At 46.1% G+C, this 15252-nt stretch carries 11 protein-coding genes; 9 read left to right on the top strand and 2 right to left on the bottom strand.

Translation table 11 applies throughout. The features are described from left to right. The first annotated feature begins 217 nt into the window (after positions 1 to 217). The gene (locus ACHUFQ_RS12535; protein ID WP_394176041.1) at positions 218 to 1372 is read left to right on the top strand and encodes an efflux RND transporter periplasmic adaptor subunit; all 1155 of its coding nucleotides are present in this window, start codon (positions 218 to 220) and stop codon (positions 1370 to 1372) included. Between the two features lie 2 nt (positions 1373 to 1374). Then, positions 1375 to 4488 carry an efflux RND transporter permease subunit gene (locus ACHUFQ_RS12530; RefSeq protein WP_394176039.1) on the top strand — a complete coding sequence of 1038 codons (3114 nt, stop codon included), beginning with the start codon at positions 1375 to 1377 and terminating at the stop codon, positions 4486 to 4488. 145 nt (positions 4489 to 4633) lie between these two features. Here ACHUFQ_RS12530 and ACHUFQ_RS12525 read toward each other — a convergent pair whose 3' ends face one another. Further along, positions 4634 to 5074, bottom strand: coding sequence for a hypothetical protein (locus ACHUFQ_RS12525; RefSeq protein ID WP_394176037.1), 441 nt, complete (start codon positions 5072 to 5074; stop codon positions 4634 to 4636). 279 nt (positions 5075 to 5353) lie between these two features. Between ACHUFQ_RS12525 and ACHUFQ_RS12520 the strand changes: the two genes are divergently transcribed. The 5 genes from ACHUFQ_RS12520 (at position 5354) to ACHUFQ_RS12500 (ending at position 11797) form a co-directional block, all read left to right on the top strand. After that, positions 5354 to 6892 (top strand): Re/Si-specific NAD(P)(+) transhydrogenase subunit alpha, encoded by a 1539-nt coding sequence (locus ACHUFQ_RS12520; RefSeq protein ID WP_394176035.1) that lies wholly within the window; start codon positions 5354 to 5356, stop codon positions 6890 to 6892. A gap of 10 nt (positions 6893 to 6902) precedes the next feature. Further along, a complete protein-coding gene (gene pntB / locus ACHUFQ_RS12515; protein WP_394176034.1) occupies positions 6903 to 8279 on the top strand; it encodes a Re/Si-specific NAD(P)(+) transhydrogenase subunit beta in 1377 nt (458 codons plus the stop codon). A gap of 124 nt (positions 8280 to 8403) precedes the next feature. Further along, the gene (locus ACHUFQ_RS12510; protein WP_394176032.1) at positions 8404 to 8886 is read left to right on the top strand and encodes an FKBP-type peptidyl-prolyl cis-trans isomerase; all 483 of its coding nucleotides are present in this window, start codon (positions 8404 to 8406) and stop codon (positions 8884 to 8886) included. A gap of 270 nt (positions 8887 to 9156) precedes the next feature. After that, positions 9157 to 10419 (top strand): metal-dependent hydrolase family protein, encoded by a 1263-nt coding sequence (locus tag ACHUFQ_RS12505; RefSeq protein WP_394176043.1) that lies wholly within the window; start codon positions 9157 to 9159, stop codon positions 10417 to 10419. A 229-nt stretch (positions 10420 to 10648) separates the two neighbouring features. After that, positions 10649 to 11797, top strand: coding sequence for a GNAT family N-acetyltransferase (locus ACHUFQ_RS12500; protein ID WP_394176031.1), 1149 nt, complete (start codon positions 10649 to 10651; stop codon positions 11795 to 11797). 49 nt (positions 11798 to 11846) lie between these two features. On the opposite strand, the gene ACHUFQ_RS12495 is transcribed toward ACHUFQ_RS12500, so the two are convergent. Further along, positions 11847 to 12713, bottom strand: a complete 867-nt coding sequence (locus tag ACHUFQ_RS12495; RefSeq protein WP_394176029.1) for a DMT family transporter — start codon at positions 12711 to 12713, stop codon at positions 11847 to 11849. A gap of 143 nt (positions 12714 to 12856) precedes the next feature. On the opposite strand from ACHUFQ_RS12495, the gene ACHUFQ_RS12490 reads away from it, so the two are divergent. Both ACHUFQ_RS12490 and ACHUFQ_RS12485 read left to right on the top strand, forming a co-directional pair. Then, on the top strand, positions 12857 to 13693 hold the full coding sequence (locus ACHUFQ_RS12490) for an ion transporter (RefSeq protein ID WP_394176027.1): 837 nt from the start codon (positions 12857 to 12859) through the stop codon (positions 13691 to 13693). Positions 13694 to 13815: 122 nt separating this feature from the next. Beyond that, entirely contained in the window at positions 13816 to 15225 is a 1410-nt protein-coding gene (locus ACHUFQ_RS12485) for an alanine/glycine:cation symporter family protein (RefSeq protein WP_394176025.1), read from the top strand. The last annotated feature ends 27 nt before the right edge of the window (positions 15226 to 15252 follow it).

Here is a 15252-nt window from a genome sequence, read left to right as displayed (position 1 = left end):
ATATCAATAAAATCTATGTGGTAACTGAACCTCTGCCCTAACTCTGAGTTGTGCACAAACTTAATGTGATTGGTATTGTATCAATTCCACCACACCGGTGACTGGCTAAGGGTGCCTTAGCGCTAACGTTTATTGAGTAATAAATTGGCTGATATTTAACTTACTCAATAAATCGAAAGCTAATGGACTCAATAAAAAAAACGACGGGAATTACACCATGTCAAAATCCTATATTGCTTTTGTATTGATAGCCTGTCTGGCGTGTACCAGCATCGCCGGCTGCAAACCTGCGCCACAACAAACTCAGGATGTTGAGGTAGTGGTACAACAGGTTAAGTCATTTCCCTATCGAGGTTCCGCCAGGTTTGTTGGTCGCCTCAATGCCTCCAGTGATGTAAAAATACTTGCCCGAGTAAAAGCTAAGATTGAGTCAGTGCATTTCTCTGAAGGTAAGGAAATTAAGTCCGGAAGTGTTTTATTTAAGCTCAATGATGATGAATTACAAGCAAGTAGAAAACAAAGTGAAGCGGAAGTCTCAAGATCAGAATCGGCATTAAACGCGGCAGATAAAAACTATCGCAGAGGTCAGGAGTTAGCCCCGGATGGCTATATTTCCAGCTCCGAATTGGATGCCTTGGAAGCAAAACTCCAGGAAGCGCAATCGGCACTTGCATCGGCGAAGGCCAAATTAGATAACGCCAAGGTTGATTTAAGTTATGCAACTATTGAAGCGCCAATTTCCGGGAAAATAGGCCGCAGTATTTATAGTGTTGGCGATGTCGTCAGTCCTGAGTCCGGCGCGCTTACCACCATAGTATCGACCAATGATATGGAGGTTCCGTTCTTCGTCAGCGAGAAGATTTACTGGCGAATGGCGAAAAAATTTACCCAGGCCCGAGCTAAGATGCCAAGGGCGCAAAGACGTGATGAAGTGGTGATTAAAATTGCGTTAGACAAAGACGATATTTATCCCCATGAAGGTAAAATTACCTTCGTTTCTAATCGTGTTGATCCCAAAACCGGAACCATGGAAGTCAGGGCAACCATTCCTAACCCTGATGGCATGCTAAAACCAGGTCAATACGTCAATATCATTGTTGAGGAGCCCGCGGAAGTAGCGACCGTAATGATCCCACAAAGCGCAGTGCAATCGGATCAGCAGGGTGAATTTGTGATGGTGGTGGATGAACAGCAAAAGGTTAATCGCCAGAACGTACGCCTTGGCGAGCGGGTAGATGTCATGGTGATCGTCAATAACGGTCTAGAAAATGGCGATACCATCGTGATTCAAGGGGTACAAAGAATTCGCAGTGGCCAAAAGGTTAACCCGGTAAAGGCGAAAGCCCCTAGCGCTCCCAAGCAAGAGGGCTGATCATGTTTAGCAAAACCTTTATCCAGCGGCCTAAGCTTGCTCTGGTTATTGCCATTGTTTTAAGTTTGATTGGGGTGATAAGTGCAGCGATTTTGCCCATTGCCGAGTATCCGGCGGTTGCTCCACCACAGGTGGTTGTTAGTGCGTATTACACTGGTGCATCGGCTTCGGTTGTAAAAGAAAAAGTCGCACAACCGATCGAAGAAGTGGTCAATGGTGTTGAAGGCATGATTTACATGTCATCCAAAAGTGCCAATGATGGCAGTTACCGCCTGACGGTGACGTTTGCGATCGGCACTGACGCCGATTTGGCCTTGGTTCGGGTGCAAAATCAGGTGGCTATGGCAGAACCAAAACTGCCCCAGGATATTCGTCTTACCGGCGTTACCGTCAAGAAACAATCCCCGGATATGTTGTTTCTGGTCAACGTTTACTCTGAAAGTGAAGACTTCGACCGGGTTTTTATTTCCAATTACGTCAAAATCAATCTGCTTAATCGCTTAAAACGGGTTAATGGGATCTCGGAAGCCATGATAATGGGCGAAGCGGATTATTCGATGCGAATTTGGCTAGATCCACAAAAAATGGCGTCGTTACGGGTCACCGCCAATGATATTCGTAACGCGCTGAATGAACAAAACATTCAGGTGGCGGCCGGTAAAGTTGGAGCTCCCCCCTATGACAGTGAGATCCAGACTCAATATACATTGCAAGCCAAGGGTACATTAACAGAAGTGGAAGAGTTCTCGCAGATTGTGATCCGCTCTAGGTCGGATGGATCGTTCGTTTATCTGGAGGATGTCGCGGATATCGAATTGGGCCAGGAGGATTACTCGGTCATTACCCAGGTCGATGGAAAAGCGGCAAGCACGGTGTCGTTATACTTGTTACCGGGCGCCAATGCCTTAGCGACTGGCGAAAATGTAAAAGCTTTGATGCAGGAGCTCAGTCAGGATTTTCCTGAGGGTATTAAATATTCGATAGGTTATGATACCACTCGTTATATCAGTACCTCGATCAGCAAAGTTCAAGTTTCGCTATATCAGGCGGTGGCGCTGGTGATCCTTATCACCTTTATTTTCTTAGGCAATTGGCGTGCAGCCGTTGTCCCTGCGATTGCAATCCCTGTTTCCTTAATCGCCTCTTTTGGGGTGTTATTGTTAGCTGGCATGTCGATGAACACCATTACCCTATTTGGCCTGATCCTGGCCATAGGTATTGTCGTTGATGATGCTATCCTCGTGGTTGAAAATACTCAGCGTCATCTGACCGAATCCAATATGACACCGGAGCAGGCCGTAACCTTGACCATGGAAGAAGTCACCGGTCCAATTATGGCTACCACCTTGGTATTGTTGGCGGTGTTTGTGCCCGTGGCGTTGCTACCGGGGTTAACCGGGATCATGTATCGACAGTTCGCCGTCACGATTTGTGTCGCGGTGTTATTCAGCTCCCTTAATGCCCTGACACTGAGCCCGGCATTGTGTCGTTTACTGTTAAAAAAGCAAACCAAAGAAGCCGGCTGGTATCAGAGTTTTAACAACTGGTTTGATGGCATTCGTAATCGATATTCCGCAACCGTTGCGTATTTTGTCACCAAAACCGTCAGAGTCGCAATCGGCATGTTGGTGTTGTTTATTGCGCTCGGTTGGGGATTTTTCCGCACGCCAACCGGATTTGTTCCTTCCGAGGATAAAGGAATATTCATTGTCTCAGTACAACTACCCGATGCAAGCTCCTTGGGACGAACCCAAAAGGTACTGGAGCGCCTGACTAAAGATTTACAAAAAGACACCACAATAGAAAGCGTTACGTCGGTTTCCGGCTATTCAATATTAAACTCGGCGGCGCAAAGTAATGCAGGATCTTTATTTATTGTATTAAAACATTGGGATCAGCGTGATCACGAACAGGACGTGGTGTTTGCGGTTACGCAAAGTGTGAATGCGATGGCATTTAAACACTTTCCGGAAGCTCAGGTCGTTGCCATAGCGCCGCCTGCCGTGCCAGGAATGGGCGCGGTGGGTGGCCTGGAATTTATCGTTCAGGATTCTCTGGCAAGACCGGCTACCGACTTTGCTCAGGTGATCACCGATTTTGTCGTCGAAGCTAATCAGGTGCCGGCGCTGAGTAATGTTTACAGTACTTTTCGCGCCAATGTTCCGCAGTATTTAATCGATGTGGATCGTGTTAAAGCCAAGGCGTTAGGCATTAATATCGACAGTATCTTTTCCACGCTGCAATCGCAATTGGGTTCACAATATATTAATGATTTCACCAAATTTGGCCAAACCTACAAAGTCATTATGCAGGCAAAACCGGATTACCGTGGCTCGATATCGGATCTGTTTATGCTATTTGTGCGCAACAATGATGGGGAAATGATCCCGCTTAATACGATTGCATCGGTAGAGCCAATTCACGGCCCCGATATCAGTGATCGCTATAACCTTTATAACTCGGTAACGATCCGGGCAGAAGCGAGCCAAAGGTTTAGCTCTGGTGATGGGATCAAAGCCATGGAAGATGTTGCTGCCAATGTACTCCCTTCCGGGTACCAGTCTGAGTGGACAGGGATGACGTATCAGGAAATTGAAGCCGGAAATATGGCGGTATATGCCTATGCGCTGGCATTGGTTTTCATCTACCTGTTTTTGGTTGGGCAATATGAAAGCTGGTCGATTCCCGCGGCGATTATCCTTGTTGTACCGATGGCGATTGCCGGTGCGCTGCTGGCATTAAATATCACAGGTGTCGCTTTAAACTTATTTGCTCAGGTTGGCTTAATCTTACTGATTGGTATGGCCGCGAAAAATGCCATTTTGATCGTCGAGTTTGCGCGTCATCAACGCGAGCAGGAAGGAGAGAGTATCATAAATGCCGCAAGTATCGCTGCGAGTCTACGCTTTCGGGCCGTATGTATGACTGGTGTCTCATTTATTGTCGGTATTTTACCCTTGGTTGTTGCGACGGGCGCGGGCATGTTCAGCCAACGTTCTTTGGGGATCACCGTATTTGGCGGTATGTTGGTAGCTTTAGTATTCGGCACTATGTTAATTCCGATTTGCTACGTGATTGTGCAAACCTTGCGGGAAAAAATAAAGGGCATATCATAACAGGAAAATCGGTAAACCAGATGAGAAAAAAGGCTTAACGAGACATATGTCAAGTTAAGCCAAGGGAGGAGTATTTAGCAATTGGAGTAGACATTGATTAATGTGTCGGCCCATCCAACGACACAACATCTGTGTAACTAAAAAATCAGGTGTACTCTTCAATGTGGGTGATCTGAACGTCATTACCCACCATTTTCACGAACCCTTCAACCCAGACATATTTATTGTGTTGTTTGGAGCGATAGCGAACGATAAATTTGGCTTCGCGATTACCTAAAAACTCCGACGAAACATAATTAACATCGGTGCCGACGCGAAACTTACTCTTGTGACCTTTGCGCAGGTAATCGATGTACTCTTCACGGGTATAGTTCAAGACAAAGCCATAGCCATTGGAACCTTGAGTAACGGTAACGTTAAGATCTGGAGACAATATTTTTTGCAGCAATTCAACGGCTTCGGTTTTATGGAAATCAACCAGCTGTTGGGCGACCGCAGTGATTTTATCTTCCGTCAGGGAAGTAGCCGCAGATGCGGTAAAGGAAGAAAGTAGAAGAACGAGCGTGGTGAAAACTATGTTTTTCATGGCTGTTTAACCTGTCCAGTATTAACGTGCAAATATCAACTAATTGATTTACCAAAGCAAATCCGTTTCTGCACTGATCTAACATGGGGGCTAATCAGTCATACGTTAACATACCGCAAAAAATTCTGGCCGCAAACACTTTTTTAGCATTTTTTTAAAGAATTTAATGTTTTTTTAACAAAATCAGGGCTGCTTGGTTTAAATTTAGACAGGTAAATGATACTAATAATTTCAATCCTTTATAACAATAAACACTCGGATAGCCTTCAAGGAGCCCTCATGCAAGTTGGTATACCAAGCGAGACGTTGCCCGGTGAAAATCGGGTCGCCGTTTCACCCAAGTCCATAAAAGCCATAATCAAGCTTGGTTATGATGTCTGTATTGAATCTGGAGCGGGTGATAAAGCCAGTTTCAATGACGCTGGTTTTATCGAGGCTGGCGCGCGGATCGGTAGCCGCGATGAGGTCTTTCAAAGCGATCTTATACTTAAGGTGAATGCCCCTGACGATAACGAAGTCGCTGCACTTAAAGAAGACAGTTACCTGATAAGCTTTATCTCGCCAGCTCAAAATGAATCCTTAGTGGCAAACCTGTCACAGCGCAAAGTCAACACTCTGGCCATGGATATGGTACCGCGAATGACGCGTTCGCAATCTCTGGATGCGTTAAGTTCGATGGCCAATATTGCCGGCTATCGTGCCGTTGTCGAGGCAACCAATGAGTTCGGTCGATTCCTGACCGGACAAATTACCGCGGCTGGCAATATCGAACCGGCTAAGGTCATGGTGATCGGTGCTGGTGTCGCCGGGCTTGCCGCTATCGGCAGTGCCGGCAGTTTAGGGGCCATTGTGCGCGCCTTTGATACCCGGGAAGAAGTTAAAGAACAAATCGTTAGTATGGGCGCTGAGTTTCTGGAACTGGATTTTGAAGAAGAGTCGGATTCATCCGATGGTTATGCAAAAGAAATGAGTCAGGCATTTATTGATGCGGAAATGGCGTTATTCGCCGAACAGGCCAAAGATGTCGATATCATCATAACTACCGCCATGATCCCAGGAAAAAAAGCGCCGATTTTGATCACCAAAGAGATGGTGGAATCGATGCGCCCTGGCAGTGTTATTGTTGATTTGGCGGCCCCCGGTGGCGGTAATTGTGAGTTGACCAAGCCCGGTGAGCTCTATCAGCATCAACAGGTAAAAATTATCGGTTACACCGATTTAGTGTCACGGTTGCCTAATCAATCCAGTCAATTGTATGCCAATAACGTTGCTAACCTGTTGGCCTTGATCACCCCGGAAAAAGACGGCCAGGTGCAGCTTGATTTTGAGGATGTCGTGGTTCGTAACATGACGGTTGTTAATGATGGCGATGTTACTTTTCCACCACCGCCGATTAAGGTGTCAGCGACGCCCAAACCTAAAGCGGTTGAACAACCCGCAGAACTTCACAAAGATAACGAAGCAGAGCAGCCGGGCAATCGTGCCAATAAAATTTTGATGCTAGGTTTTGCAGCGCTGATATTTCTCTGGATAGCGGATGTCGCACCGCCTGCATTTTTGTCGCATTTAACCGTATTTGTCTTGTCCTGCGTGGTTGGTTATCACCTGGTCTGGAACGTCACCCATGCACTGCACACACCACTGATGAGTGTGACCAATGCGATTTCCGGGATTATCATCGTTGGCGCATTGCTGCAGATAGGCTCCGGGTCTTTGTTGGTCGACGTGTTAGCTGGGATTGCAATACTGATAGCAACGATAAACATTGCTGGCGGATTTTTCGTCACCCAGCGTATGTTAAAAATGTTCCGCAAGTAAGGAGAGAGAAATGTCTGAAGGAATGATTACGGCAGCTTATATTCTTGCGGCTTTGTGTTTTATTTTGAGTCTGGCTGGTTTAAGTAAGCAGGAGTCAGCGCAATCGGGTAACTGGTTTGGTATTGTCGGGATGACTATCGCTCTGATTGCGACATTGGCGGCTGCCAATGTGTCAGCGTTATGGGTGATCATTGCCTGTATGTTGGTCGGGGCGATGATAGGCTTACATCTTGCGAAAAAAGTCGAGATGACCGAAATGCCGGAACTGGTGGCAATTCTCCATAGTTTTGTTGGTCTAGCCGCCGTTCTGGTGGGATTTAACAGCTTCTTTGAATATACCGGCCATTTACGCGGGGTTGAACTTAATATTCATTTGGTGGAAGTTTTCCTTGGTATCTTTATCGGAGCTGTCACCTTTACCGGTTCGATTGTGGCATTTGCTAAATTGCGAGGGTTGATAAATTCCGCGGCATTGATGTTGCCTCATCGTCATAAAATGAACCTGGTTGCAGGGCTTATTTGTTTTGCCTTGATGATCTATTTCGTTGCTGCTGGCGGCGCGTTTGGACCTCTTTGGCTAATGACCATTATTGCCCTTGTGTTTGGTTGGCATTTGGTCGCATCAATTGGCGGTGCAGACATGCCCGTTGTGGTCTCCATGCTGAACTCTTATTCCGGCTGGGCTGCCGCGGCTGCAGGCTTTATGCTCGGGAATGATTTACTGATTATCACCGGTGCGCTAGTCGGCTCTTCAGGGGCAATTTTGTCCTATATCATGTGTAAAGCAATGAACCGCTCATTTATCAGCGTAATTGCCGGTGGTTTTGGTACGGAAGTCATTGTCGATGCAGACAAAGACTACGGTGATTATATTGAAACCAGTGCTCAGGCCGTTGCAGACAGCTTAAGCGCGGCTAAATCGGTGATTATCGCGCCTGGTTATGGCATGGCCGTTGCCCAGGCACAATATCCGGTTTATGAGTTAACTCAGGCGTTAAAACAAAAAGGCGTTAAGGTCCGTTTTGCGATACACCCGGTTGCGGGCCGATTGCCAGGACATATGAATGTCTTGTTGGCAGAAGCAAAAGTTCCCTACGATATTGTATTGGGCATGGATGAGATAAACGAGGATTTTAAGCAAACCGATGTGGTACTGGTGATTGGCGCGAATGATACGGTTAACCCGGCTGCCAGCGAAGATCCGAACAGTCCAATTGCGGGAATGCCGGTATTAGAGGTTTGGAATGCGAAACAGGTTGTGGTTTTTAAGCGCTCAATGAATACTGGCTATGCAGGCGTGCAAAACCCTTTATTCTTTAAAGACAACACGCAAATGTTGTTTGGCGATGCCAAAGCAACGGTTGATGCCATAAATCACGCGTTATAGATATCGTTGATGTCATTGAATGAGCCAATATCCTGCTGAGGGTGTTGGCTTTTTTCATGTTTTTTGGTTTGTTTAAGGTATACTGTCGAGATAATTTTTTACTTGTTATAAGACAGGACCAAACATGAAAGTCGCAAAAGATACAGTCGTTCAGTTTCATTATGTACTGAAAAACTCACAAGGAGATATTGTCGAGGATTCCAGCAGTAGCGATCCATTGGCGCTATTGGTTGGCCACAATTCGATGATAAAAGGCGTTGAAGATGCTCTGATTGATAAGCAGCAGGGCGATAAATTCAGTGTGACTGTGACCCCAGAAAATGGTTACGGTGAGTATCTTGACGAAGCGGTTCAGCGCATTCCTGCCAAGCACCTACAAGGAGCGAGTAAGTGGAAGCCTGGCATGGTCGGGGTGGTCAATACCGAGCAAGGTCAACGTCAGGTTACGGTATTAAAAGTCGGCAAATTTATGGTGACGGTAGATACCAACCACCCGCTTGCCGGACAAACGTTGGAATTTGATATTGAAATTGTTGCGGTGCGAGAAGCACAAGAGGAAGAAATTTCTCACGGCCACGCCCATGGCGTTGGTGGCCACCAACATTAATTGTGCTCGTTTGCCGGCGTTGCTGTTTTCGTCAGCGCCACCAGGCTCACAGCTTTAAGGTTGGCAAGTGCTTACCGGCAACACTTATTAATGAATTTATTAGAAAATCTAAGGGCTTTCGCCCTTAGATTTTTTTTTGGATTGTGATATTAATAGGGGGAAGACGTATCCCCTGACACGAGTCAGATGTAAGGAAAATTCATGTTTAATAAAAATAACAATAAAAGTAAAAATAAAAGCTTGTCATTGCCACTGGTGGCGTTGACCTTGATGTCGCAACCCATATTGAGCGCTACGGCCTGGGCTGAAAATGTAAAAATTATCCATGCCGGCGAATTATTGGCGGTACCGGGAAAAACTGTGCAAAAGCGCCAGTCCGTGGTGATCAAAGACAATAAAATCACCGACATTGTCTCCGGTTATGTATCCGGTAAAGACTATGGGGCAGATGTTGAAATAATTGATCTGAAAAATGATTTTGTGATGCCAGGAATGATGGACATGCATGTTCATATTCAGGGCGAATTAGGACCGGATAACGTAAGGGAAAGACTGCAGATGTCATCGGAATTAGCCGGCATGCGCAGCGTTCATTTCGCCAATAAGACCCTGCAGGCCGGTTTTACCACAGTACGTGATTTAGGTGCCGATCCTCAGCAGCTTTATGCCCTGCGCGATGCCATTGCCAATGGTTGGGTGGTTGGCCCGAGAATTATCGCATCGGGCGGCGTTTCCGTAACCGGCGGGCATGGTGATGTCGATGGTATGCGCCACGATTTGATGGACAAATATACCTCGAAAACCATTTGTGATGGGCCGTTTGATTGTCGTCGCGCGACGCGTCGTGCGATTAAATTTGGTGCCGATGTCATTAAAATTACCTCAACTGGCGGTGTGTTATCCGATACTAATACCGGTACCGGACAGCAAATGGCCGATGATGAACTTAAAGAAGTGGTTGATGCTGCCCATGCACTTGGCCGCAAAGTTGCCAGTCATGCTCATGCCGCTGAAGGCATCAATGCGGCATTGCGAGCCGGTGTTGACAGTATTGAACATGGCAGTTATGCCGACGAAGACAGCATCGAATTGTTTTTAGATAATGACGCTTATTTGGTGCCGACTTTACTGGCCGGAGATACCGTATTGAAAATGGCGCAACATAGTGATTTTATGTCGCCTGCCATTAAGGCCAAGGCAGAACGCGTGGGTGCTGACATGCTAAAAAACTTTACCAATGCCTATGAAGAAGGCGTCAAAATTGCTTTTGGTACCGATTCTGGGGTGTCTAAGCATGGTAATAATGCGCAAGAAGCAGTGTTGATGCATCAGGCCGGTATGAAACCGATGGATATTATTAAATCAGCCACCGTGAATGCCGCTGATTTAATCGATGCGTCTGACACATTAGGTACGCTGGAAACCGGTAAGTACGCCGATATCATTGCCTTAGATGACAATCCATTGCAGGATATACGGCAGTTATTATCGGTGAAATTTGTCATGAAAGATGGCGTGGTGCACAAACAGTAATAAATGCTGTAGAGATGTAATTTTCCGGTTTGTGATGTTGGGAAGTTGTCGTGCTGGGGTGTCTCACCACGGTGATCGCCGCAACGATTGTCAACGCAAGCCGGGAAATATTATCCACTAATCGGTGTTCTTACATGATGCGATAAATGACGTCACACATTTTACCAAAAACATCCCCTAAAGATGTCAATCAACGACCATTTAGGCTACCTGAGTAACCTGATTCATTATGTTAACAGCCAGGTTTTACGCCTCCATTAACGACATTTCGCGCGCCCATTGGCAATCTTTGTTCCAGGGCATGTCATTATTTTGTCAATATGATTACCTACTCAGTCTGGAAAACAGTCATTGCGTAGGCGGCGATACCGGCTGGATAGTGAATCATCTGATCATGTTTGATAACGATACGCCGGTTGCCGGTATGCCAATCTATCTGAAAATGCACTCCTACGGCGAATACATGTTCGACTGGAACTGGGCTGCAGCTTATCAGCAACAGCAGATTTCCTATTATCCAAAACTTCTGTCTGCCATTCCTTTTACCCCGGTAACGGGACAGCGGCTGGCCATTGTACCCAATTTAAAGGTATCCGCCGCTGACATTATCAAAGGGATTAAAGCAACGCTTAACCAGCAACTGCAACGTTTTGATGCCAGCAATTTTCAGTGCCTGTTTAATGACAAAGCGCAAAGCGATGAACTGGACAGCCATGGCTTAGTACAGCGTCAGGATATTCAGTTTCACTGGTTTAATCAGCACTATGGAAGTTTTGATGATTTTCTGGGTAAATTAACCGCAAGAAAGCGCAAAAGCATCAAAAAAGAACGCCTTGCTTTACAAACGCTAGGACTTAACTATCGCTGGTTAAGCGCTTCAGAGATCACCTCTGAACAATGGCAATTTTTCTATCAGTGTTATCGCCAGACTTACCTCAAGCGCTCCGGACACCCGGGATATCTGAATCTGGAATTCTTTTTATCGGTAGCGAAAACCTTGAATCAATATTGTCGTTTACTTATCGTCTATGATTCCGATAAGGCAATTGCCAGCGCCTTGTTTTTTGTCCAAGAAAACACTCTCTATGGACGTTATTGGGGAGCTATGAGGGAGGTGCCAGGACTGCATTTTGAAGCCTGTTATTATCAGGGGATTGAATATTGTATCGCCAATAAGTTGAGCAAATTTGACGCGGGTGTGCAAGGCGAGCATAAATTGAATCGTGGCTTTGTGCCGGTGATAAGTTATGGTAATTATTTACTGGCGGATTCACCGTTTAAAAACGCCATACTGGATGTCATTCGTCGTGAGAACCAGCATTTTCAGGCGCTGTTGGCGTCAAAGTCACTCGATAGTGCCTATCGCCAGGAAGACTAAAGGGGATCTAGCTCTGCGGTAGTGCAACGGAATGAGTAAAGCTGCAACATTAACAACCCTGAGATCTGCGGTTCGTTAATCCGACCCCCAACAGTATCAAGCCCGCGCCAATGATCATCCAAAACGATAACTGTTCGTCCAATAATAACATGCCCCAAATAATGCCAAATACGGGGATCAAATAGGTGACGGATATCGCTTTTGCCGGACCAAGTTGTTCGAGCAAACGAAAATACAAAATGTAGGCTAATGCCGTGCATACCACGCCAAGAATAATGGTTGCTAACCAGGTTTCGGTACTGATCGCTTGTTCAGGCCAAAGTGGAATGGCGACAGGAATAAGCACGAGCGTCGCAAACAACTGACTACCGGCGGCAATTGCCAACGATGATACGCCTTTGAGGGTCAGCTTGGTAAAGCAGGCAGCAAATCCGTACATTAAGGTTGCTCCTAATGCCGCGAGTAATGCTAGTGCCGTACTGTCAAAGCTTAAACTGCCTTTGCTGGAAAACAGCACCATCACTCCAATAAAACCTAACCCTAATCCAAACGCCTGAAAGGCATTTAAACGTTCATGCAACCATAAGTAGGCGATGACCGCGGTAAATATTGGCGCTGTAGAATTGAGCACCGAGGTCATTCCCGCACTAAGCGTGAGTGTTGCAAAGGCAAACAACACAAAGGGAAGTGCGGTGTTTGTCATACCTACGACAAAAATGGGCCAGGCATATTGACGAACCTGATGCTGTTTGTTCATGTGCAATAAAAATGGTAGCAGGGTGAAAAAGCCAATGGCGGTTCGCAAGGTGATCAAAGGTATAGGCCCTAATTCGGGAGCGGTAACTCGCATTAACATAAAGGAGGAGCCCCAAATCGCGGCCAATAAAACGAGTTCAAACAGGTGTCGAATATGCATGGGAAATACCCGTAAACGCCGAAAAGGCCAAAATAATCTTCTATTTAGCCCTGAATCTGCAAAAAATCCAAGTTTTTCTTGATTTTAACCCAGACAATTTTTATAACCCCACTACCGTTTTTAACCCGTTAGCCTTTTTCGACATGTCCGTTTCCATTGCAACGTTACAACGCACCTTGAAAATCATTGATTCGAGTAAATTATTCCAGGGTGTGGTCATCGCCGTTATCGTTATTTCCGCTCTGTTGATCGGAGCAAAAACCCACGATTTACCCACACATCTGGTTGATCTCATCCACATTTTGGATGTCAGTATCACGGTGTTTTTTGCTATCGAAATTGTCATTCGATTTCTCGCTGCGGAAAATAAACCGGCGTTTTTCAAAAAAGGCTGGAATATTTTTGACACCATCATTGTAATCGGCTCTTTGATCCCCGATGGTGGCTCTGGCGTGTTGCTGGCGCGATTATTGCGAGTGTTCCGGGTTCTGCGTCTGGTCTCTATGGTGCCAGAATTACGGATGTTGATTAATGCGCTGCTAAAAGCCATCCCGCAAATGGGCTATATCGCCTTACTCATGTTCGTTATTTTCTATATCTATGCGGCAATTGGCAGTATTATTTTTCATGATATCAATGAGTTCTTATGGGGTGATGTTTCCGTTTCGCTGCTGACTCTGTTTCGGGTTGCCACGTTTGAAGACTGGACCGATGTCATGTATGAGACAATGGCGGTCTATCCATTAAGTTGGATTTTCTACCTCACCTTTATCTTCCTAACCGCGTTTATTTTCTTAAACATGATGGTAGGAACGGTGCTTGAGGTGATGAGTGCTGAGCATGAGTTGGAACGAGCCAGCAGTCATGGCGAAAGTGCTGAGGAAGGTGAGCCAGCGTCCCGCGCACAGGTCGATGCTTTACAACAACAAATAACACAATTGCAGCATATGCTGGAGCAACAACAAAAAAGTAATCGGTGATCTCTATTCCTCAGCAGGGAACATTTGGACTTTAGGCGTTTATCTTATTGACGACTAAGCTTTAAGCGGGGGAAAGCCAGTGAGCCATATTAATCATTTTCTACGGAAACTAAGGAAGTTTTGTGATTCATGACGTTGTCACGTTTTTAAATAATATCGTTTGGGGATATATTCTCCTGTATATGCTGGTACTGGCGGGAATTTGGTTTACTATCCGCCTTAAAGCCATCCAGTTTCGTCACTTCTTTCATATGTTTTCGGTGATGCGCCATAGCCGCACCGGCGACGCTACCAGCATCTCGTCTTTTCAGGCGTTATGTACCACGTTAGCCGCTCGGGTCGGTACTGGCAACTTAATGGGCGTGGCCGTGGCGATCTCCCTTGGTGGTCCCGGGGCGGTGTTCTGGATGTGGGTGATTGCCTTGGTTGGCATGGCAACCGCATTTGCGGAAAGTACGTTGGCACAACTGTACAAAGAAAAAGATCACCTCGGCAGTTTTCGCGGTGGTCCGGCGTATTACATGCGCAAGGGCTTAAAAAGCCCAGCGATGGCCTTTATCTTTTCCATTTGCTTATTTTTTGGTTATGGCTTCGTGTTTGGCGCGGTACAGGCTAACTCCATTACCGACGCATTTAATGGTTCCTATGGCATCGATCCGATGTACACCGGTGTCGTCATTACCCTATTAACGGCCGTCATTGTGGTTGGTGGTTTGAAGAATATTGCGCGCTTTGCGGAACTGGCCGTGCCATTTATGGGCATAGCTTACGTGTTAGTAGCACTGATTGTTATTGGCATGAATATTAGTGTAGTGCCGGGCATTTTCGCCGATATTGTAGGTTCAGCATTTGGTTTACGTGAAGCAGGCTCTGGGCTGGTTGGCGCCGCCATCATGCAAGGGGTAAAAAGAGGCTTGTATTCCAATGAAGCGGGTATGGGGAGCGCACCAAATGCAGCGGCGGCGGCCACGCCTTACCCACCGCACCCTGTGTCCCAAGGCTATGTGCAAATGTTAGGGGTCTTTATGGATACGATTGTCCTTTGTACCTGCACCGCGCTGATTATCTTAATGTCAGGTATTCCGCTGGGTCAGGAATTTGGTATTCAGTTAACCCAGCAAGCGCTGGTCAATCAGGTTGGCTCATGGGGCGGAGATTTTATATCGATTGCGATTTTGTTTTTTGGATTTACCTCGATTGTCGCCAATTATGCGTATGCCGAAAACAGTTTAAGCTTTATTGGTCTTAATAATAAATTGGGTAAACTATTCTTTAATATCGTATTTCTGGTGATGATTTTCTACGGTTCGGTGGCAACCCTCGGCGAAGTGATTGCAATGGCCGATCTCGGCGTTGGTTTAATGACCATCGTCAATGTTACCGCTATTGTATTGTTGACCAAGTCTTTGGTTTTTGTTGCCAAAGATTATAATCAGCATCTCGATGCCGGTAAGTTGCCAGAATTTAACATTGATGAGCAACAGGAGCAGAAAATGCGTCTGACAAAACATATCTGGCGCCGTCAGGTCTAGGTGTCAGAGCGGAATTTTGCTATTATC

The organism is Thalassotalea litorea (assembly GCF_043642205.1).
In the GTDB taxonomy this organism is placed as follows: Bacteria; Pseudomonadota; Gammaproteobacteria; order Enterobacterales; family Alteromonadaceae; genus Thalassotalea_A; species Thalassotalea_A litorea.
The sequence above is the reverse complement of the archived record's forward strand: the minus strand, read 5'-3'. Positions and strand labels throughout refer to the sequence as shown.